This window comes from Erwinia sp. V71 (genome assembly GCF_965644245.1).
Classification (GTDB): domain Bacteria; phylum Pseudomonadota; class Gammaproteobacteria; order Enterobacterales; family Enterobacteriaceae; genus Erwinia.
The window spans coordinates 1-21127 of record NZ_CBFFRK010000007.1; the positions used below are offsets into that span (position 1 = coordinate 1).

The 21127-nt window shown below is 55.6% G+C and carries 20 protein-coding genes and 1 tRNA gene; 10 read left to right on the forward strand and 11 right to left on the reverse strand.

The annotated features are described in order from the left end of the window. Nucleotides 1-78: 78 nt before the first annotated feature. The 7 genes from ACSZO1_RS02655 to ACSZO1_RS02685 form a co-directional block, all read right to left on the reverse strand. Nucleotides 79-915, reverse strand: a complete 837-nt coding sequence (locus tag ACSZO1_RS02655; RefSeq protein WP_437609256.1) for a phosphodiesterase — start codon at nt 913-915, stop codon at nt 79-81. Continuing rightward, nucleotides 912-1931, reverse strand: coding sequence for an ABC transporter ATP-binding protein (locus ACSZO1_RS02660; protein WP_437609259.1), 1020 nt, complete (start codon nt 1929-1931; stop codon nt 912-914). Before ACSZO1_RS02660 ends, ACSZO1_RS02655 begins: the two co-directional genes overlap by 4 nt. Beyond that, complete coding sequence (locus tag ACSZO1_RS02665; RefSeq protein ID WP_437609261.1) at nt 1928-2728, reverse strand: ABC transporter permease; 801 nt, start codon at nt 2726-2728, stop codon at nt 1928-1930. The genes ACSZO1_RS02660 and ACSZO1_RS02665 overlap by 4 nt, the downstream gene beginning before the upstream one ends. Beyond that, nucleotides 2725-3549 carry an ABC transporter permease gene (locus ACSZO1_RS02670; RefSeq protein ID WP_437609387.1) on the reverse strand — a complete coding sequence of 275 codons (825 nt, stop codon included), beginning with the start codon at nt 3547-3549 and terminating at the stop codon, nt 2725-2727. Before ACSZO1_RS02670 ends, ACSZO1_RS02665 begins: the two co-directional genes overlap by 4 nt. Nucleotides 3550-3611: 62 nt before the next feature. Further along, a complete protein-coding gene (locus tag ACSZO1_RS02675; protein ID WP_437609263.1) occupies nt 3612-4631 on the reverse strand; it encodes an ABC transporter substrate-binding protein in 1020 nt (339 codons plus the stop codon). 32 nt (nt 4632-4663) lie between these two features. Further along, on the reverse strand, nt 4664-5671 hold the full coding sequence (locus ACSZO1_RS02680; protein ID WP_437609265.1) for a LacI family DNA-binding transcriptional regulator: 1008 nt from the start codon (nt 5669-5671) through the stop codon (nt 4664-4666). Nucleotides 5672-5800: 129 nt separating this feature from the next. After that, complete coding sequence (locus ACSZO1_RS02685; protein ID WP_437609267.1) at nt 5801-6760, reverse strand: zinc-dependent alcohol dehydrogenase family protein; 960 nt, start codon at nt 6758-6760, stop codon at nt 5801-5803. A 141-nt stretch (nt 6761-6901) separates the two neighbouring features. Between ACSZO1_RS02685 and ACSZO1_RS02690 the strand changes: the two genes are divergently transcribed. The 3 genes from ACSZO1_RS02690 (at nt 6902) to ACSZO1_RS02700 (ending at nt 11460) form a co-directional block, all read left to right on the forward strand. After that, nucleotides 6902-7909: a substrate-binding domain-containing protein gene (locus ACSZO1_RS02690; protein WP_437609269.1), complete on the forward strand. Its 1008-nt coding sequence runs from the start codon at nt 6902-6904 to the stop codon at nt 7907-7909. 104 nt (nt 7910-8013) lie between these two features. Then, nucleotides 8014-10137, forward strand: coding sequence for an alpha-galactosidase (locus ACSZO1_RS02695; RefSeq protein ID WP_437609271.1), 2124 nt, complete (start codon nt 8014-8016; stop codon nt 10135-10137). A 57-nt stretch (nt 10138-10194) separates the two neighbouring features. Continuing rightward, complete coding sequence (locus ACSZO1_RS02700) at nt 10195-11460, forward strand: MFS transporter (RefSeq protein ID WP_437609273.1); 1266 nt, start codon at nt 10195-10197, stop codon at nt 11458-11460. 48 nt (nt 11461-11508) lie between these two features. Here ACSZO1_RS02700 and ACSZO1_RS02705 read toward each other — a convergent pair whose 3' ends face one another. Continuing rightward, nucleotides 11509-12135 (reverse strand): LysE family translocator, encoded by a 627-nt coding sequence (locus ACSZO1_RS02705; RefSeq protein WP_437609274.1) that lies wholly within the window; start codon nt 12133-12135, stop codon nt 11509-11511. Between the two features lie 351 nt (nt 12136-12486). On the opposite strand from ACSZO1_RS02705, the gene ACSZO1_RS02710 reads away from it, so the two are divergent. The 5 genes from ACSZO1_RS02710 (at nt 12487) to ACSZO1_RS02730 (ending at nt 17649) form a co-directional block, all read left to right on the forward strand. Continuing rightward, the gene (locus tag ACSZO1_RS02710; protein WP_437609276.1) at nt 12487-12636 is read left to right on the forward strand and encodes a Hok/Gef family protein; all 150 of its coding nucleotides are present in this window, start codon (nt 12487-12489) and stop codon (nt 12634-12636) included. A gap of 490 nt (nt 12637-13126) precedes the next feature. Next, complete coding sequence (locus ACSZO1_RS02715) at nt 13127-14143, forward strand: ABC transporter substrate-binding protein (protein WP_437609278.1); 1017 nt, start codon at nt 13127-13129, stop codon at nt 14141-14143. A 77-nt stretch (nt 14144-14220) separates the two neighbouring features. After that, nucleotides 14221-15219: an ABC transporter ATP-binding protein gene (locus tag ACSZO1_RS02720; RefSeq protein ID WP_437609280.1), complete on the forward strand. Its 999-nt coding sequence runs from the start codon at nt 14221-14223 to the stop codon at nt 15217-15219. Further along, entirely contained in the window at nt 15216-16862 is a 1647-nt protein-coding gene (locus ACSZO1_RS02725) for an ABC transporter permease subunit (RefSeq protein ID WP_437609282.1), read from the forward strand. Before ACSZO1_RS02720 ends, ACSZO1_RS02725 begins: the two co-directional genes overlap by 4 nt. A 16-nt stretch (nt 16863-16878) precedes the next feature. Next, nucleotides 16879-17649, forward strand: a complete 771-nt coding sequence (locus ACSZO1_RS02730) for a DeoR/GlpR family DNA-binding transcription regulator (protein WP_437609284.1) — start codon at nt 16879-16881, stop codon at nt 17647-17649. A 133-nt stretch (nt 17650-17782) separates the two neighbouring features. Here the strand turns inward: ACSZO1_RS02730 and ACSZO1_RS02735 are convergent. Together ACSZO1_RS02735 and ACSZO1_RS02740 are read right to left on the reverse strand one after the other, a co-directional pair. Beyond that, nucleotides 17783-17858, reverse strand: a tRNA-Ile gene (locus tag ACSZO1_RS02735). A 126-nt stretch (nt 17859-17984) separates the two neighbouring features. Continuing rightward, nucleotides 17985-18776 carry an SDR family NAD(P)-dependent oxidoreductase gene (locus tag ACSZO1_RS02740; RefSeq protein WP_437609286.1) on the reverse strand — a complete coding sequence of 264 codons (792 nt, stop codon included), beginning with the start codon at nt 18774-18776 and terminating at the stop codon, nt 17985-17987. A gap of 159 nt (nt 18777-18935) precedes the next feature. On the opposite strand from ACSZO1_RS02740, the gene ACSZO1_RS02745 reads away from it, so the two are divergent. Both ACSZO1_RS02745 and mug read left to right on the forward strand, forming a co-directional pair. Beyond that, nucleotides 18936-19526: a TetR/AcrR family transcriptional regulator gene (locus ACSZO1_RS02745; RefSeq protein ID WP_437609288.1), complete on the forward strand. Its 591-nt coding sequence runs from the start codon at nt 18936-18938 to the stop codon at nt 19524-19526. Nucleotides 19527-19538: 12 nt separating this feature from the next. Next, nucleotides 19539-20066, forward strand: a complete 528-nt coding sequence (mug, locus tag ACSZO1_RS02750) for a G/U mismatch-specific DNA glycosylase (RefSeq protein ID WP_437609290.1) — start codon at nt 19539-19541, stop codon at nt 20064-20066. 6 nt (nt 20067-20072) lie between these two features. Here mug and ACSZO1_RS02755 read toward each other — a convergent pair whose 3' ends face one another. Continuing rightward, nucleotides 20073-21011, reverse strand: a complete 939-nt coding sequence (locus ACSZO1_RS02755) for a glycosyltransferase family 32 protein (RefSeq protein ID WP_437609291.1) — start codon at nt 21009-21011, stop codon at nt 20073-20075. Between the last annotated feature and the right edge of the window lie 116 nt (nt 21012-21127).

Sequence of the window (21127 nt, forward strand, 5' to 3'; positions counted from 1 at the left end):
AGCAGGATAGCTTATCGGTAGCTAACCGTCCCTCCATCCACATGACCAAGCGTTGCACTTATTATCTGAATTCGCGACTTAATCTATCAACGTCCCATCAGCATGAAAAAACGGCCACGGCCCAGGGTACTCACCGATTGCGCACTGATGTGTCACCACGCCCTGTTGTGGTGTCCAGCAATGCAGCAGAAAACCGGCGGGTTCCAGACAGAAATGCGCCGGGCCTTCCTCGCGTAAATCCAGCGCCACCTGATGCGATGTGCCTGGTGCGCTGCAGACCAGCGTACCGGCAAAACGCAGCTGTATGCTGCGGTGCAGATGGCCGCACAGTACCCGCTCCACCTGCGGATAGCGCGCAATCACTTGCGCCAGCGCTTCCGGATGACGCAGTGGCTGACGATCCATATGCGCGATGCCACTGGCAAACGGAGGATGGTGCAGCATCACCAGCGTCGGGCGTTCCGGCTGCTGGCTGAGTTCCTGCTCCAGCCAGGCCAGGCTCTCTGCCGCCAGTTCACCGTACGGCTGACCCGGCACGGATGAGTCGAGCGCCAGTAACCGCAACGGGCCACACTCTGCCTGCCACTCCACCCGCTCAGCATGTTGCTGCAGATAAGAATGATCGGCAAAAGCGGCTTTCAGCTGCTGGCGATCATCATGATTACCCGCCATCACATAATAGGGGATCGCCAGCGCCTGCAGTGCATCACGCAGTGTCTGATACTCATCTTCACGACCAAAGTCCACCAGATCGCCGGTGATCACCACTATATCAGGACGCGGATTCAGATTATTCAGCGTAGTGATGGTCTGGCGCAGGGCACCGAGAGTATCCACTTTGCCGTAAGAGAGTTTGCCCCCGGCTTTAATATGCAGGTCGCTAATCTGAGCGACCAGAACGGTGTGTTGTGTCACGGCTGTACGGCTCCCTGAGGGTTCTGCGTTGAGTGAAACTGCATTAATAACTGTGGTGCGATAAACAGGCCGACCTGCTGGCCGTTCTGCCAGTTTTCACGTGCCGGGCGGTCAACCTGCAGAGGCTGGGCGCCACCGGCATCGATCATCAGACGCTGGCTGGCGCCGAGGAAAATCTGCTGCACAATGCGGCCACGGCGTTCAGCATGTTCTGCCGCACCGAGGGTGATATCTTCCGGGCGACAATACAGGCCGGGTTGCTGTGCGGATTCCGCCTCAAGGCAGTTAATCGCGCCGACAAAATCGGCGACAAAGCGTGTGGCAGGCTGCTGATACAGCGTCTGCGGTGTAGCGATCTGCGCGATGCGACCTTTTTCCAGTACGGCAATACGATCGCCAAGCGCCATCGCTTCCTGTTGATCGTGAGTGACATACACCGCGGTGATATGCAGCTGGCGCAGCAGGTTGCCAATGTCTTCGCGCAGTTTTTCGCGCAGTTTGACATCCAGCGCGGCCAGCGGCTCATCGAACAGCAGCACTTTGGGCCGTGCCGCCAGCGCGCGTGCCAGTGATACACGCTGTTTTTGTCCGCCGGACAGGGCAGTAATCGGGCGCTGCGCCAGATGCTGCAAATCGACCATTTCCAGCATTTCATCCACCCGCCGGGTTATCTCGGCGCGCGACAGCCCCTGAATGCGCAGGCCGTAGCCGACGTTCTGTGCCACATTCATATTCGGGAACAGCGCATAGTGCTGGAACACCATGCCGACATTGCGTTTCTCAATCGGCAGCGCGGTGACATTACGATCGCCAAACCAGACTTCACCACCGGCATCCGGCTGTTCCAGCCCGCTGATAATGCGCAGCGTGGTGGTTTTGCCGCAGCCGGAAGGGCCGAGCAGCACCAGCGTTTCGCCCGCGACAATCTCCAGATCGAGCGGATGCAGCGCCACGGCATCATCGCTGAAGCGGCGCGCGCACTGATGTAATCGAATGGCTACAGATTCAGATCTCATTTTGACTCCTGAGACGTGCGCTGGCTGAAACGGGAGATCACGCTCAGCGCCAGCAGCAACGGTAAGATCATGGCGAGGAAGATCAGGGTATAGGCGGAACCCACTTCCAGGCGCATTGAGGCATAGCTGTCCGCCAGGCCTACCGGCAGGGTTTTGGTCAGCGGCGTATGCAGCATCCAGGTAATATTGAATTCGCCAATCGACAGCGTGAGCACCATAAATGCCCCGGCCAGGATGCCGTTACGGCAGTTGGGAATAATCACGGTAAAGAAGCGCTGCCAGAAGCCGGCGCCCAGACTGGCTGCCGCCTCTTCCAGCTGTGGCAACTGGCTGGTGCGCATCACTGACAGGACCGGGCGCACCATAAACGGCAGGGTAAACAGCACATGGCCCAGCAAAATAAACAGCCAGCTGCCACGCAGCCAGTGAAGATGACCATACACCAGCAGCATGCCCAGCGCTGTTGCCAGACCCGGCAGCGCCACGGGCAGCAGCAGGCACTCTTCAATACGGCTGGCCCAGCGACCGGGCATTTTCAGTAATGCCCATGCTGCCGGTACGCCCAGCAGGGTGACCACCAGCAGGCAGCAAATCGCCAGCAGCAACGACAGCCAGACCGTGTCGCTATACATCGACCAGACCTGTTCCAGCCAGCGCAGCGTCAGGCCGCTTTTCAGGCCGATAAAGGCATTGTTGGTGATGCCCGCCAGGCAGGAGAGCAACACTGGCAGCAGCATAAACAGGCTGATCAGCAGGGTGAATCCCAGCTGTAGCCAGAACAGTGTGCGGCGTGTCATAACGTCACCTCGGTTCCTTTGCCTGCCAGACGGCGCGCCAGTACCAGCGCCAGCCAGGCGACGCCGCCCATCACCACGGACAACGCAGCGGCGGTGGCGAAATTGGCGTAGTTGGTGAATTCACCATAAATGGTTAACGGCAGGACGTTGAGATCGGTGCCGAGGGTAAAGGCGGTTCCAAAGGCACCCATACTGGTGGCAAAGCAGAGTGCTCCGCTGGAGATCAGGGCGGGCGCAAGGCCGGGAACAATCACATCGCAAATCACCCGCCACTGACTGGCACCAAGTGAGCGCGCCGCTTCTTCCAGCGTGGGATCGAGTTTTTCGCAGGCGGCGACCAGTGTCATCACCACACGCGGCAGTGAGAAATAGAGATAGCCGAGAAACAGCCCGCTCAGCGAGTAGGCGAACATCCAGCGTTCACCGGTCAGCGCCAGTCCCAGCTGTGCCAGCAGTCCCTGACGGCCCGCCAGCATAATCACCAGAAAACCGACCACCACGCCGGGAAAGGCGAGGGGAAAGGTCATGATCGCCAGCAGCAGCGATTTACCGCGAAACTGATGGCGGGCAAGAAAGCAGGCGACGACCGCAGAAATCGCTACCGCCGCCAGCGCGACCAGCAGCGACAGCACCAGTGTAATACCGAGGCTGGTCAGGTATTGCGGGCGGCTGATCACCGTCCAGTAGCCACTCAGGCCGGTATTGTTATCCGCCTGGCTGCCGATGGTCATTAACGTGGCAAACGGCAGCAGCCAGAAGGCAGCAAAAAACAGTAACGCGGGTAACACCATCCACGCCACCGGACGGCGCAGGCGCGACATCAGGCGGCTGAACAGCGTCCCGTTGCCGGGACGCTGGGTGGGACGCGTTGCAACAACGCTCATTAACGGATCTCGCTCAGGTAACGGTCAGAGAAGGCTTTCTGTACGTCAGCCATCTGCTGATAGTCGACGGTTTTCGCGCGGGCATAGTCGCTGTCCGGCAGGAAGCGTTTTTTCGCCTCGGCAGACATCGCGCTGGCACGTACCGGGCGCAGGAAGGCATTCGCCCAAATCGCCTGGCCTTTATCGGACAGCACATAGTCGATCACTTTTTTGCCGCTATCCGCATGCGGTGCGTTTTTCACCAGGCTGATGGTGTACGGAACGGTAATGGTGCCTTCCTGCGGAATAACGAACACCACATTGGCGTTATCTTTGTACTTCGCGCGGTAAGCATTGAAGTCGTAGTCCTGCATGATGGGGATTTCGCCAGACAGCACACGTGCATAAGCGGTCTGTTTTGGCACAATCGGTTTGTTCGCTGCCAGCTTTTTAAAGTAGCTGATGCCTGGGGTGAAATCGCTCAGCGTGCCGCCCAGCGCCTGGTTGGCCGCCACTGCCGCGACGTAGCCGACAAAGGCGCTGGAAGGATCGAGGAAACCGACCATCCCTTTATATTCCGGCTTCAGCAGGTCCTGCCAGGATTGCGGCACTGGCAGACCGTTCAGAGCATCGACATTGACCATAAAGCCCATGGTGCCGCTGTGCAGCGCGACCCATTTGCCCGCCGGATCTTTCATGCCGTCCGGGATATCTTTCCAGGCCGCCGGTTTATAGTCGGTCACCACATCCGCTTTTGCCGCCTGAATGGCGAAGCTGACACCAAGATAGGCAACATCCGCGACCGGGTTGGCTTTCTCGGCCACCATTTGCGCCAGTGCCTGGCCTGAATTTTTGTTGTCCTGCGGTACGGCGATGCCGGTATCCTGTTTAATCGCCTGCAGCTGCGTGCCCCAGTCAGCCCATTCTGGTGGACAGTTGTAGCAAATCGCTTCTGCTGCGGACGACATCTGACTGACCAGTGCACTGCCTGCCAGCAGAGCCGCCAGCGCCAGTTTTTTACCGATTGTTTGCTGTGACATAAGGTTTCCCTGGTGTTGGTTAAGTGAAGTCATCAAAAAGTTGCCACCGGTGGTGGCGCAATACTTTCTCCGTGCCGGAACTGGTGCACCAGATAACCGGACGGCGGGGTTTCTCCGGCAATTTGCGCCAGCAGATGGGTGATCGCCTGTCTGCCCATCTCTTCCAGTGGCTGAACGACCGAACTGAGAGAAGGAAACTGCATGCGCCCCATCTCGATACCATCAAAGCCGATAACCGACAGCTGGCGCGGTATCTGGTAGCCGCTGCGCATCAGTTCGCCGGTGACGCTCAGCGCCAGCAGATCATTGGTGCACAGCAGGGCGGTGAAGGCGCGTGGTCCAATCAGGTGCGGCAGCAGGGTGGTGAGATCGGACTGAATATGGCTCGGCATCTCCACCACATCCGCCGGAATCAGACCGGCCTGTGTCATGGCGTCGCAGTAACCCTGGTAACGCTGGCGCGCACGGTCTGACTGCAACATCGGGCCGGCAATCATGCCGATATGGCGATGGCCGAGGCCGAGCAGAATGTCGGTGGCCTGCATCACTGCCAGACGGTTGTCGACGCGAATCGCCGGAATTGTCACGCGCTGCGGTGAGTTATGTACCAGCACCAGCGGAATCGCTTCCCGCTGCAGATCCAGCAGTACCGCGCTGTTGTCCGCATCGGCGACGGTCAGCACCAGACCATCGACGCGCTGGCGCAGCATATTTTCCACCACTTCTGCTTCGCGCTGCGGCTGGTAATTGCTGGTGGCGACCAGCAGTGAATAGCCATGCTGCTGTGCCCGTTGCTCCATAGCCTGCAGCTGGGCAGCAAAAATCGGGTTATGCAGTGAGGGCAGCAGCACGCCAATGATGCGTGTCGACTGCGTACGCAGCTGGCGGGCAATGTGATTAGGGCGAAAACCCAGTTGTTCAGATGCGGCAAAGACCTTATTGCGCGTTTCTTCGCGTACCAGATCCGGGGCGGAGAACGCCCGGGCAGCGGTTGCCCGGGAGACGCCCGCCAGTTTTGCCACCTGCAATAAATCACTCATTCGCTGCTCACTTTTACATCATGAGATCGATCTCATTGGCTGGCAAAGTAGCAGTGCTTTGTGACAGTTAAATGATGTTTTTACGCCGGGAAAATGACAATGAAGGGCGCGGATAACGCTGGAAAAAGCTTATCCGCAGTGAATCAGAACCTTACCTGACGGACGTTGCTGCTGGCAGAAATGCAGCGCCTCGCTGATGTCCGCCAGCGGGAAGATGGCGGCAATCGCGGTGCTGGCGACGCCGCGGCGGATCAGGGCAAACACCTCGTCGAGTTTACTGGCGATTTGTGCCCGACTGGCCTGATGCACCCAAAGCCGAAGGTGGAAGTAACTGAAGGCGATATCCGGGCGGTGGCGCCAGAAGTCGGCTGGGATCGCTTCGCCGGAGAGCAGCCCGTAGCTGATAAACGCGCCGCCTGGTTTCAGCGCCTGTGCCAGCGTCAGCGCGCCCTGACCGCCGATGCAATCCAGCACCGCATCCACGCCGCCGCTGGTGCGCAACTGTTGTACCGCCTGCTGATCGTCTGCGTCGCGCATGATCACGATCGGGTAAGCCGTATCCAGTGTTTCCGCAGCCGACTGACGGCGCACCATCGCCACTGCCTCCAGGCCAGTTTGCTGTGCCATTTTTAACAACATCAGCCCAATGGCGGAGTTCGCGGCGTTGATCACCACTCTGGCACCGGCGGGCAGGCGCAGCGCCTCGGTCAGCATCAGCCAGGCCGTCATCGGATTCACATAGCTGGTGGCGGCCTGCTCATCCGACAGCCATGCCGGTAGCGGGAAACACCAGTCTGCATCGCTCTGTTTAATCTGCTGCCATGCGCCCGCACTGCCCAGTGGTAAGACGCGGCTGCCATCCGCCAGCGTACCCACACCTTCAAAACCGGGAATAAACGGCAGGCGGGTGCGTGTCGGGTAAGCACCAGAGATGGTGATCAGATCTGACGGGTTGATGGCGGCCAGTTTCATTTGTACCGCCACGTTACCTGGCTCAGTGATGGGCGGCGCGGCGTGTTCCAGCTCAACGCACTGCGCGGCGATGCCAAACTGACGCACGATGGCGCGTAATACCGGAGCCGGAGACATAGCGATCTCATACCTGGGGGAAAAAGGCATGTTAGCAGAGTTCGCTGGCGCTAACCCAGCGTAGTGCGTTGAAAGTTAATGGACGTCGCGCAGCGGTTGCGGGAAACTAATGTTTTCTGTCGCCATGTGTTGTGGAGTGTTATGTCGTTAAAAGCTATCGCTAAACAGCTCGGTCTGTCCGTTACCACTGTCAGCCGCGCCCTGAATGGCTATGACGATGTGGCGCAGGAGACGCGGGCGCGGGTGGAAGCGGAAGCGCAGCGGCGTGGCTACCGGCCGAATACTTTTGCCCGCCGTCTGAAAATGGGCAAAATCGATGCTGTCGGGCTGGTCTTCCCGGTGCATCCGGTGCCGCTCAGCAACAGCGTATTTATCGATATGGTGGGCGAAATCAGCCGTGAGCTGGCGCGCCATGAGGTGGATTTACTGCTGATTGCCGATGATGATCTTGCCGATAAACATGGCTATATGCGTATGGTGCAGGGGCGGCGGGTCGATGCGCTGATTGTCGCCCATACGCTTGATAATGATCCGCGCCTGCAGCAGCTGCAGGCAACGGGATTCCCCTTCCTGGCGCTGGGGCGCAGTCAGCTGGCGCAGCCTTATGCCTGGTTCGATTTTGATAACTACGCCGGAACGTACCGCGCGACGCAGCAACTGATCGCCCTTGGGCATCAGCGTATTGCTTTCCTTGGTGAAAATAATACCCAGGCATTTATCGCCCAGCGCCGTAATGGCTACCTTGAGGCGCTGGCGCAGCATCAGCTGAGTCATGAATACTGCCGCGATATGCCGCCGTCGCGCCGCGCCGGATACCAGGCGACACTGGAGCTGATGGCGTTACCACAACCGCCAACGGCGATTATTACCGACTGCAACTCGCATGGCGATGGTGCGGCGATGGCACTGCAACAGCTTGGCAAACTGACTGGTGAGCAGGCTGTATCGCTGGTGGTTTACGATGGTTTGCCTGACGACAGTATTGTGACCACTGAAGTGGCGGCGGTGCTCCAGTCCAGCCGCGCAGGCGTGGGTAAGCAAATCACCGATATGGTATTACGCCTGATTGCCGGTGAGCCGGTTGAGCAGTTACAGGTGTTGTGGCAACCCGATTTAACGTCTGGTGAGACTCTGCGGGCACCTGTCTGAATTCACTCAATTTATAAAGCGGATCACATATCCGAAACGTTTTGGTTGTTACTCGAAACGTTTCGGATAGAAACTCAGGTATCACTTTTCGGGAGATATCTGACATGGATAACGCTTTCCACCGCCTGACCAGCGAACACTGTGATCTGGTCATCCGTACTCAGCCGTTCGCTGAGATTGTCTATTTTGGCCCGCATCTGCAGCACTTCTCCGCGCAGGATTGCCAGAGCCTGCTGCGCCCGGTTGCCAACGGCAAGCTGGATGTCGATGCGCCGCTGACGCTGGCAGCTGAGCTGGGACGCGGGCTGTTTGGCTCACCGGGTATTGAAGGCCACCGTAACGGGCTGGATGCGTCGCCGGTGTTCAGTACCCGTCAGGTTGAGCAGAATGGCCACAGCCTGCTAATCACCAGCGAAGATACGCAGGCAGGATTGCGCCTGATCAGCGAAATTCAGCTGTCTGGCAGCGGTGTGCTGCAGATCCGTCATGGGCTGCGCAATCTGCGGGCTGAACCCTGGCAGGTTGATCGGCTGGCGGTTACGCTGCCGGTTGCCGATCGTGCGCGTGAGGTGATGGCGTTCCATGGCCGCTGGATCCGCGAGTTCCAGCCGCACCGTGTCACGCTGGATCACGACAGCTTTGTGATTGAAAACCGTCGTGGCCGTACTTCGCACGAACACTTCCCGGCGCTGATTGCCGGTAGTCATGGCTTTAGCGAGCAGCAGGGCGAGGTGTGGGGCGTGCATCTCGGCTGGAGCGGCAACCACCGTCTGCGTTGTGAGGTCAAAACTGACGGGCGACGTTATCTGCAGGCAGAAGCGCTGTATCTGGCGGGGGAAATGGCACTGGCGGAAGGCGCCACGCTGTGGACACCGTGGCTGTATGCCAGCTACTCCGCCAGCGGACTGAACGGCATGAGCCAGCAGTTCCACCGCTTCCTGCGCGATGAGATAGTTCGCTTCCCGGATAACAAGGCGCGTCCGGTACATCTCAATACCTGGGAAGGCATCTATTTCCAGCATGACCCGGATTACATTATGCAGATGGCCAGCCGTGCGGCGGAACTGGGCGTCGAGCGCTTTATTATTGATGATGGCTGGTTCCGTGGTCGTCATCACGACCGCGCCGCCCTGGGTGACTGGTATCTTGATACGACGAAATACCCCAATGGCCTGACGCCGGTCATCGATCATGTGAAATCCCTCGGCATGGAGTTTGGTATCTGGGTCGAGCCGGAGATGATTAACCCGGATTCTGATCTGTTCCGCGCCCACCCTGACTGGGTGCTGAAACTCCCTGGCTATGAGCAGGCCACCATGCGTTACCAGTGGCTGCTCGATTTAAGCAACCCGCAGGTCTATGACTATCTGCTGGAACGCATGAGCTGGCTGCTGGGCGAACACGCCATCGACTATGTGAAATGGGATATGAACCGCGAGCTGGTGCAGGCGGGACATGAGGGCAAAGCGGCGGCGGATGCGCAGACGCGCCACTATTATCGTCTGCTTGATGAACTTAATCGCCGTTATCCACATATCGAATTTGAATCCTGCGCTTCCGGTGGCGGACGTATCGACTATGAAGTGCTGAAACGCTGTCATCGCTTCTGGGCCTCGGATAACAACGACGCGCTGGAGCGTAATACCATCCAGCGTGGCATGAGCTATTTCTTCCCGCTGGAAGTGATGGGCGCGCATATCGGCAATCGTCACTGCCACGCCACTTTCCGCCAGCACAGCATTGAATTCCGTGGTCTGACGGCGCTGTTTGGTCATATGGGCATCGAACTGGACCCGATCAAAGCGGATGCAGCAGAGGGCTCCGGCTATCAGCGTTATGTGCAGCTGTATAAACAGTGGCGACCCCTGCTGCACAGCGGCGATTTCTGGCGTGTGGATATGCCGGATTCCACCATGCAGGTGCAGGGGGTGGTCAGCCGTGACAAAGCCGCTGCACTGTTCCTGGTCAGCCAGCTGGCGATGCCGGATTACAGCCTGGCGGGGAATCTGCGCTTCCCGGGGCTGGAGCCGGGCGCACGTTATCAGGTGAGTATCGCGGATCATCCGGACATTCAGGTGGTAGGCAAAGGCGGCCATACCATGCGCCAGCTGCCGCCATGGATGAACGAAGGCATTGAGCTGAGTGGCGAATGGCTGGCGCAGGCCGGTCTCGCACTGCCGGTGCTGGACCCTGAAAGCGCTATTTTAATCAGTGTTAAACGTATCTGACCGGGACGGGGCCGGACATCCGGCCCCACAGCATAGTGTCTGTTGAGGATAACGATAATGAGCACCACCTCCTGTACCCATAAAAATAACCCTAACTTCTGGTTCTTTGGCTTATTCATCTTTTTCTACTTCTTTATCATGGCCACCTGTTTTCCGTTTCTGCCTATCTGGCTGTCGGACATCATTGGCCTGAGTAAAACCCATACCGGTATTGTCTTCTCCTGTATTTCTCTGAGCGCCATTGTCTTCCAGCCGATACTGGGGGTGATTTCCGATAAGCTCGGCATCAGGAAACACCTGCTGTGGGTGATTGCCATTCTGCTGTTTCTGTTTGCGCCGTTCTTCCTGTATGTCTTTGCGCCGCTGTTAAAAACCAGCATCTGGCTCGGGGCGTTAAGCGGCGGGATCTATATCGGTTTCGTGTTTTCTGCGGGTTCGGCAGCCATCGAAGCCTACGTTGAACGTGTCAGCCGTAATAACTTTTTTGAGTATGGTAAGGCACGTATGTTTGGCTGCCTCGGCTGGGGGCTGTGTGCCTCAACGGCCGGGATGCTGTTCAGTGTCGATCCGGCGTTTGTCTTCTGGATGGGCTCCGGCGCGGCAGTGGTGCTGATGCTGATCCTGCTGGTGTCACGTCCGCAGATGAATCAGACCGCACAGGTGCTGGACAGCCTAGGCGCGAATCAGCCACAGGTTTCCGCAAAAGGGGCGCTGGCGTTATTTAAGCTGCCAAGAATGTGGATGTTTATTCTCTATGTGATTGGTGTCGCCTGTGTTTATGACGTGTTCGACCAGCAGTTCGCTACCTTCTTTAAATCCTTCTTCGCCACACCGCAGCAGGGCACGCAGGCGTTCGGTTTTGCCACCACCGCGGGCGAACTGTGTAATGCCATTATTATGTTCTGCTCGCCGTGGATTATTAACCGTATTGGCGCGAAGAATACCCTGCTGATTGCCGGTGCGATTATGACCACACGTATTGTTGGTTCCGCCTTTGCCACCAGCATCTATGAAGTGATTGCCCTGAAGATGCTGCATGCGCTGGAAGTGCCGTTCCTGCTGGTGGGCGCGTTTAAATATATTACCGGGGTGTTTGATGTGCGCTTCTCTGCCACTATCTATCTGATTGGCTTTAACTTTGCCAAACAGATGGGGGCGATTTTCCTGTCTGCCTTTGCCGGCAATATGTACGACCGTATTGGTTTCCAGGATACCTATATGATTCTTGGCGGCATCGTGTTCTCAGTGACCGTGATTTCGGCCTTTACGCTGTCGAATCATAAAACGGTGGAAGCGCCGGGCGCGATGGCGCAGACGCATTAATCGGCTACCGTTCACCGTAGTGACTGCCACGGTGAACGGCTGGCGTGGTTAACGTGACGAGAAGATGAGTTTAAGGCCTAACAGGCTCATCACCACACAAGCGGAGCGATCCAGCACCTTGCGAAAGCGCAGATACACGTTGCGCGGTCTTTCGGCGGACAGCACAAAGGCCACGATGCTGTACCAGCCCGCATCAATCAAAAAGCACAGCGCAGGCAGCAGGTAGTAATACTGCGACGGGATCTCTTTCGGTAACAATGCCGTGAACACGCTGGCGAACACCACGGCGGTTTTCGGGTTGCTGATTTGCGTCAGGAAACCATCGCGGAAAGTGGCGAGGTAATGACCCTGTGCAATCACCGCATCGCCCATCACCAGCGGCGTCTTAGAGCCTTTATAGATATTGTACGCCACCCACAACAGATACAAACCCCCCAGCACTTTCAGAAACAGATACGCGGAAGGGACGGCCAGCAGTAATGCCTGCAAGCCACACAGCGCGAGAATGGCAAATACGCCTGCGCCTGCACCGGTTCCCAGTGCGGTGGCAAAGCCGTGGCTGCGCGATTTGGTCATCGCATTTTTTGCCACATAGATAAAGCTGGGGCCGGGACTCATCGCACCGAGCCCGATGGCGGAACTGATGGCCAGTACGGTGGTGATGGTTTCTGTCATGGTGTCCTCGCTGATATTTGATCGCGCTTTGGGAGACAAAACGACCTTCATTGACGAAGAGGTTAACATAACCCGTCAGGTGAAAAATTGCTCTGACGTTGTGCGTTGCAATGCCGTTGCAGAAATCACCGGGCTGTCTCGTGTTTCTGGGATTTGCTGATTTTGTGCGCGGATAACTGCGATAGACTTTGCGGCGGGTGCTCTGGATCTTTTTGTCCTGAGCATGTGTAAGGGACAGAAAGAGAAAGGCCCCACCTGACAGTTATCAAAGTGAGGCCAACCCTTATGCCCTACAACATAAAGGTAGCCTTTTACCTGCTGAAAAGCAACGGAGGAAGGAAGCCAGTGAAGGTGTCAAAACTGTTTTTCCTGAGCCTGCTGATTATCTGTGTGACAGTGCTGCTGTTTACCTGGATAACGCGTGGCTCACTGTGTGAACTGACGATCAGACAGGGGGAAATGGAGGTTGTCGCCAGCCTGGCTTACGAATCCACACGGTAAGGCAACCCAACGGCGGGAGCAATCCCGCCCGTTGGATGTTGGCGGCATAATCCATGAGCACCCGTTCTTCTCCCTGGCCAGCCATCATTTTCACTCTTCAGCTATCCGCCTTCTGTCATCGTTATACCACTGCGAATCATGTCAGTTTTTGATATCTAAAAAGCAAAAAAATACACAAAAGCATTTTAATGCACTTATTTTGTGCGTAATAAATTCCATAAAAGTGCATAAATACACAAAAATACCTTTTTATGTGTTATCTCGATAAGATCGAAAAACAATCTTAATGCATTGTTATTTATCTGTTTTGTTTTGATTTGTCTCTTGTTGTTGAGTTGGCATGATTAGTGCAATAAACAATAGAGTTAAGCCGTTACCACATTTCCTCGTTAATGCACAAAATGCGGTAAAGGTGAAATACACAAAAAAACGCAATGCATAACAATCCGTCATCCAGGCCGGCTTCCACAAGAATTTAAGAGGAACATGTATGAAACGTTTTTCATTTCAGCGCACCAGTCTGATCGCCGCATTCTCATTCGCAACCCTGATGGGGGCTGCACACGCAGGCACCATCACGGTGTACACCTCTCTGGAAGAAGATGAAATCAAGGATTACGTCGCGCAGGCAAAAAAAGACATGCCTGACCTGACAGTGAATGTGCTGCGTTTATCTACCGGTGATCTGGGGCCGCGAATTCTGGCTGAAGCCAAAAATCCACAGCATGATGTGGTCTGGGGATGGGCTCTGACGAATGTGATGGACCCGCGTATCTCTGCTTTGCTGGAACCCTATGCCGCAAAAGGCAGTGAAACGCTGGCGCAAACCTACCGTGCGCCGGATAACAAATGGTTTGCTGCCACCGGTTATATGGCGGCGTTTTGCGTCAATACCGAAGCGCTAAAAGCGAAAAATCTGCCGGTTCCGGCAACTTGGCAAGACCTGACCAACCCGATTTATAAAGGCGAAGTAGTGATGCCTAACCCGGTGTCATCCGGTACAGGCTATCTGCAAATTGCCGCACTGCTACAGTCCAAAGGGAATGAAAAGGGCTGGGAATTTTTAAAAGCCCTGGATGGCAACATCGCACAGTACACCAAATCGGGTTCACGTCCGTGTAAGGCTGCCCGTACTGGTGAATATGCCATTGGCGTATCGCTGGCATTTGCCGCCATGCAATCCATTGAAGAAGGATACCCGGTGAAAATGGTCATCCCTGGTGATGGCGCAGGATACGAACTGGAAGCCTCCGGTTTAATGTCTGCATCAAAAAACAAGGCGGATGCAAAACGTTTCCTCGACTGGACGTTATCCAGCCATGCTGCCGCACTTTATACCCGTTATAAAGAGATCGTCACCATTCCCGGGGTAGAGCAATCTAAAGCTGCCAAAATGGCAGGGCTTCCGGCCGATCTCTCCAGCGTATTGTATCCGGTTGATTTCACCAAAAGCGCCGGTGAACGAGACGGTATTCTGGCGACCTGGCAAAAAGTGATTGGTCGCTGACCTGCTGATTAAATCGCAACATTTTTCGTCAGCTGGCCGGGCGTCAGCGTTAACGCAGCCGTGAAAAGAGGTAAATAATGGCGCTGGTTATTCAGGATCTTCATAAAAGTTTTGACGGCCACGTTGCACTCGATCGCATCAACCTGTCGATCGGGAATGCTGAGTTTGTCTGCCTGTTAGGGCCAAGTGGCTGTGGGAAAACCACCTTACTGCGCATTATCGCCGGACTGCTGGGGAGCGATGGCGGCAAAATCAGCCTTGATGGTCGCGATCTGGTGAACGTGCCAGCCCGTGACCGGGGCTTTGGTATTGTGTTCCAGTCCTATTCGTTATTTCCCCATATGACGATTGCGCAAAACATCGGTTATGGTTTGAAAATTCGCCGTACACCCGATGATGAGATTGCGGAGCGGGTTAACAGCCTGCTGGATGTCGTGCGTCTGAATGGTTTTGGTGAACGCTATCCTAACCAGTTATCTGGCGGGCAGCAGCAGCGCGTGGCGATTGCCCGTGCACTTGCGGTGAATCCTTCCCTGTTGTTGCTGGATGAACCTCTTTCCGCACTGGATGCGAGAGTACGTGCAGGGCTGCGCCAGGAATTACGTGAGGTGCAGCAGCGACTGGGGATCCCAACGCTGATGGTGACACACGATCAGGAAGAAGCCATGAGCATGGCCGATAAGATTGTCTGCATGCATGGCGGACGTATTGTTCAGGAAGGTTCACCACGCGAACTCTATATTGCGCCACGTACCCGCTTTGTCGCTGAGTTTATGGGGCACAGTAATCTGTTATCCAAAACGGTGGTGCAGGCGTGGATGCCTGAATTGTTGCCCGACGCTCATGCTGGCGATGCTGAGCTCTTTATTCGCCCGGAACGTATCACTATGCAGAAAGCGGCTGGTGCGGAAGGGCAGGTAATCAGCACCAGTTTCCTCGGGAGCATCCAGCGGGTTCAGGTATTGTGGAAAGCACAGCCGCTATTGGTTGAAACCAGTACCACCGTTGACTGGACTCCGGGCGACAGGGTTCACCTTTCTATTGCTGCACAAGATTGTGCCTGGGTACAAGCATGAGCCATTCACTTCTCCCACCGCAGGCGGCAGCCGATCGCTGGTTATCGCGGCTTTGCCTTTACCTGCCGCTTAGCGCGTTGCTGGCATTTTTTGGCATCCCGATGCTCAGCATCTTGTGGCACAGCCTGCTTGATGATCAGACGGGTGTTTTCGGCTTATCTAACTATCTGTCATTGATGAACGCGCCCGGTATCTGGCGAGCCATGTTGAACAGTATTATCCTGGGCGTCGCGACCACGCTGGTGACGTTATTCCTGGGGTTTATTGTTGCCTATGGTCTGGAATGTACGGCGATGCCGGCCAAACGTTTCGTCTCTTTTGCGACATCACTGCCTGTGCTGGCGCCATCGTTAGTGCTTGGGTTGGGATTAATTTTCCTGCTGGGGCGTAACGGTATCATCGGCAACTTATTGGGCGTAAGGCTGGATATTTATGGCTTCTGGGGATTGCTGATTGCCAACGTGCTCTATGCTTTGCCGCAAGCCATCCTTATTATTCGTGTTACGTTGCGCCACAGTGATGCCCGCCAGTATGAAGCGGCGAATGTGCTGGGAGCAAGCGACTGGCGTCAGTTTGTCGATATCACGCTACCTGGCGTCCGTTATGGCATTTTGAGTGCAGCCTTCGTCGTTTTTACTATCACTATCACGGATTTTGGTAACGCAATCGTGATCGGCGGCGATTTTTCGGTGCTGGCGACGGAGATTTACAGCCAGGTCAGTGGGCAGATGAAGTTTGGTATGGGCGCGGTGGTCGGAATACTCTTGTTGCTGCCAGCCGCCGCGTCAATATGGATCGAACGGGCGGCATCACGGCGGCATAAAATGATTGGGACGTATTCTGCGATTGTACGGGTTCCCCAGCCACTAAAGCGCCGTGACCTGCCTTTTTATCTGGCGACAATGGCTATCGCGTTGATGATCGTTACCGTGATTGCCACTGTGGTTATTGCCAGCATGATCCGGCTATGGCCTTATCGTCTCGATCTGACCCTGCGACATTACAACATCGACCTCGCCGATGGTTATGCACCGCTCTGGACCTCCATCTGGATTTCCGCGCTGGCGGCGATCATTGGCACTGCGCTGCTGTTCCTGCTGACTTTTGGCATCCATCGGCAGCCGGGAAAAAGCGCCAATATCGCAGCGTTACTCAGTGCATTACCGGTTGGGGTGCCTGGACTGGTATTAGGCCTTTCCTACGTATTCACCTTCAATACTGCCGATATGCCGTGGGGAATACTGTATGGTTCGGCCATTTTAGTGGCGCTGTGTAACTATTTTCATTACCACACCCAGGGCTATACCACGATGATGATGGGGATGCGTAATGTGCCCAATGCTCTGGAAGATGCCACCAGTGTATTGGGTGGTGGTGTGATACGTATTCTGCGTGATGTTTATCTGCCAGCCATGCGTGTGACGTTGATCTCAGTGGCCTTGTTCCTGTTTATGCGCTCAATGGTGACATTATCGGCGGTCATTTTCCTGGTTACACCCGCGCTGCCTCTGGGGGCGGTGACAGTGATGCGGCTGGATGAAGCGGGCTTCACGTCGCAAGCTGCCGCATTTTCGACATGTATCATGGGAATTGTCGCCATAATGTCACTGATTCTGCATCTGCTGACAGGGAAGCGTAAATGATTGCGCTCTGGTATTCATGCTAGAAGAGAGCCGTTTACACCGGATACGTGCTTTGCTGTCGAGCCTGAACCGGGTGAGCAGTGAGCAGGTCAGTCAGCATCTTGGTGTTTCAAGAGAAACGGTACGGCGTGACATATTAAAACTGGAGGCGATGGGCGCGCTACGGCGCGTTCATGGCGGGATTGTTGCCCCTTCATCTGAACCTGAGCCGCCACTGTCTGTGCGTAACCAGGTACGTGAAAAAGAGAAACAGGCGATTGCCCGCAGTGCAGTCCATCAGTTAACCGCGGGGCAGACGCTGTTTATTGATGCGGGCAGTACCACGTCATTGCTGGCGCAAGAGTTACTCTCCATGTCTGGCATGACTGTGATTACGAATAGCCTGGATGTGGCGCTCAGGCTCACCACACCTGAAAGTGCTGTATCGCATGATGTGATTATACTGGGCGGACAGATGAGCGCTTCCGCTCAGTTCACCTGTGGCGATTTCACTATTGCGGAGCTGCTGCGTTACCGGGCGGATGTTGCGCTGCTTTCTCCTGTGGGCATCGCCAGCAGCTGTGGTGCCAGTAGTTTTGCTCACCACGAGGCGGCGATAGCTGCTGCTATGGTGAGAAACGCGAAAACCAGTATTATTCTGGCCGATAGCAGCAAAATCGGGCTCGCCAGTCGCGTGGTATACGCTACGCTACCTGAAATTGACGTGATCATCAGTGACAGCGCTGCCGCCGGGAATCCTGACTGGGCACGATTGCAGACTCAATGCCAGGCAACGGTACTGGCGTAGTTGTCTCTCTTCCTGGTGGCAGAGTGCCGACGAGGTGTGTCTCTGTTGCCGGGAAGTCAGCGGGATGAGAAAGAGCCAACAAAAAAGCCACCTGTCAGAAGGTGGCTTAATTCTATGTTTCTCAACATAAATTTGGTGGCCCCTGCTGGACTTGAACCAGCGACCAAGCGATTATGAGTCGCCTGCTCTAACCACTGAGCTAAGGGGCCTGCGGTGCGGGATTATAAAGTAACTCTGTAATCCAATCCAGCAATACGCATTCAGTTGCCTTTTTTTTCAGCAACTTCAGCGCATTGCAAAGTCTCTGAATCACAAGGTTTTAATCCCGGCGTCTGTCAGCGCTGATAACGTGATGCGGGCTGATTGCGCGACAGTCCGGGGATCATCAGCGCACGCGCCTCGTCATACTGCTGCCACTGCACCATATCCTCCAGCGACGGGATGGTGACGCTTTCTCCCTGGTCGAGACCCGCCAGGCTGGCGTCCACCATATCGCCCACTTCCATCACCATCTGCGGTGGTACGCCATCGAGTGACGCGCCGGAACGCGCAAAGATCTCAGTGCGGGTCAGGCCCGGTAATACCGCCTGCACCCGTACCCCGTCTGGCTGTAGTTCTCTTTCCAGTGCGCGCGTCAGGGTCAGCACAAACGATTTACTGGCGTTATACGCACCATTTGACCTTTCATGCATCAATGCCAGCACGGATGCGACATTGATAATTGTTCCCTGACCACGCGCCCTGAAACTGTTACCTGCTGCATGGGCAAGACGCGTCGGCGCGGTAATATTCAGCGTCAGCATGGTGGTGATGCTATCGATATCCGCCGCCAGAAACTCACCATTAACGCTCATTCCGGCATTATTCAGCAGCAGGGTGATTTGGGTATCTTCCTGTAAGCGATGGACGATGCGAGTGATGTCTGTTTCATTGGTGAGATCCGCGGGTAACACCTCCACCTGTACGCCGAAATCGCTGCTCAGCCGTGCCGCCAGCGCTTCCAGTCGTGCAGCATCGCGTGCCACCAGGATTAAGTTGTAACCACGTTGCGCCAGGCGTTCGGCATAGGTGGCGCCGATACCTGCTGATGCACCGGTAATCAGTGCGGTCTGGGTTGTATGAGACATAGTGAACTTCTGAATATGATGGTCATCATTTGGTTGTCTCTAAATATGACGATCATCATATAAACAGTCAACAGGCTGACGGGTTTGAATATGACGTTTATCATAATTATGATAATAGCCATAAACTATCACGCGGGCGTTACTGAGCCGGAGAGTAAGATGGATAACCTGAGCCACAAAGCGCGAACCCGACTGCGCATTCTTGATGAAGCAGCCAGTGCGATGCGCGTGCTGGGTACGGAAGGCATTGGCGTCGCGACGCTGATGAAGCGCGCCGGGTTAACACACGGCGGTTTTTATGCCCACTTCAGTTCGCGCGATGATCTGGTGGTGCAGACGCTTAACCATATCTTTGAACAGTCACTGACATCGCTGGCGACGATTCTGCATGAACCTGATGCGCAAACTGCACTGTGCGATTTTATCGATGCCTATCTTTCCGATACGGTGCGCAATGCCCCGGAACAGAACTGTCCATTACCGGCACTGTCCGGTGAGGCGGCGCGTCTGCCACAGGAAGCGCGGGCGCGGTTTGATCAGGGTGTGCAGGGGTTGCATCAGTTAATTTGCTCGCGTCTGCAACAGCGCGGGCAGGACGATGCGGAGACGCTGGCGATGTCTGCGCTGGCGGAGATGATTGGCGCCATGTCACTGGCGCGCGCCTGCCCGGATGATGCACGTGCGGCGCAGATACTGGCGATTTCCCGGCATAGTCTGAAACAGCGTCTGCAGTTGCTGCCAGCTCCTTAACTGAGAGAAACCATGAGCGATAGCGAGACTAATCCGATCAGCGATATTCTGGCCCCGGGCCTGCGTGTGGTGTTTTGTGGCATCAATCCGGGGAAATCCTCGGCGCATACGGGTTATCATTTTGCTCATCCCGGCAACCGCTTCTGGAAGACTATCTGGCAGGCCGGGTTTACTGATATCCAGCTGAAGCCGGAACAGGAGCTGAAACTGCTGGATACGCGCTGCGGCATCACCATGCTGGTGGAGCGTCCGACGGTACAGGCGAACGAAGTGTCGGCACTGGAGTTACGTGAAGGCGGCAAGTTGCTGATTGAGAAGATGGTACAGTACCAGCCCGAGGCACTGGCGGTACTGGGCAAAGAGGCCTTTAAACGCGCATTCCGCCAGAGCAAAGTGGAGTGGGGCAGACAGGCGATCACTATTGGCGCAACGGAGGTCTGGGTGCTGCCCAATCCCAGTGGCCTGAATCGCGCCCCGCAGGAGAAGATGGTCGAGGCCTACAAAGAGCTGGATACCGCCCTGGCGCTGCGCGGTTTGTAAGCGTGGTCAATGCGGCGAGTATAAATCGCCAATAATGCTTTTTTTATTCAGCAGTTTTAGCCGCATGATGACTTCAATGGCGCGGCGATTGGCGCTGTTTAATTTAATCAGTGGCGGTGGCGTAGCAGGGGAATGATTCAGGCATAAATAGCGGGCCAGCTGCCACGCATCCCAGTCTGTGCGTTCCTGATACATAAACGCATTGGCTTCACTGCGCTTAACATACAGATTGACGTGGCTTAGCTGGCGCAGAGCAATCTGTTGCGCCAGATACACCAGCAGATAATCGGGTTTATGTATCTTCTGCGCGATGTCAGCGTAGTCATCACGTGCCAGCATCATGCGATAGTATTCGCGCGCGCCCAGCGCTTTCAGTGGCGTCAGAATCTCCAGCCAGCGGGTAATGAACGGATTGGCCGCTGGCGCACAGAGAAACCAGCTTTCAATTACCGGGTAGTGGCGGTTAATGGTGGAGACATCACGATAAAAGCCAATCAGGTCGTAGCATCCCTGCTGCTGGCGCTGGTGCACCCACGACAGGTCCTGCCAGAACAGGGTGGAGGCATCAATCCAGATCCCGCCATGTGCTTTCAGAATTTCCAGGCGGATAATATCGGATTTATTGGCAAGCGGAATGTCGTGGGCGGTAAAGTTCAGCGGTGTGATGTAGTCACTGAGGCTGTGTTCGTTAAGCAGAGTAAGCTGATGATCCGGATTCTGGCTGCTTATCCGTTCCACCATCAGGCGGATATAGTCCGGAATGTTGTTACCTTCCCAGTACATCCATATCTTTTTCGGAATGATCGCGCGCCTGATATCGTCACTGACGATATTAAGATCGTCTTCCTGTTGCGGGTTATAACTCAATAGCGGGGTGCTGTTATGGCGCAGCGCATAGTGCAGTAAATCCAGAACGGTTTTGGCTCGGGCGACGATGTTTTTCATTCGTAACCTCTTTCTGGCGCAGGCGGAAAGGAAATGGGTTCCCATCCTGGCACTGTTTTTCCGCGCTGGCATCCGCGGGAATTCTGATAATCCTGCGTCTGTAATAATGACTGGAT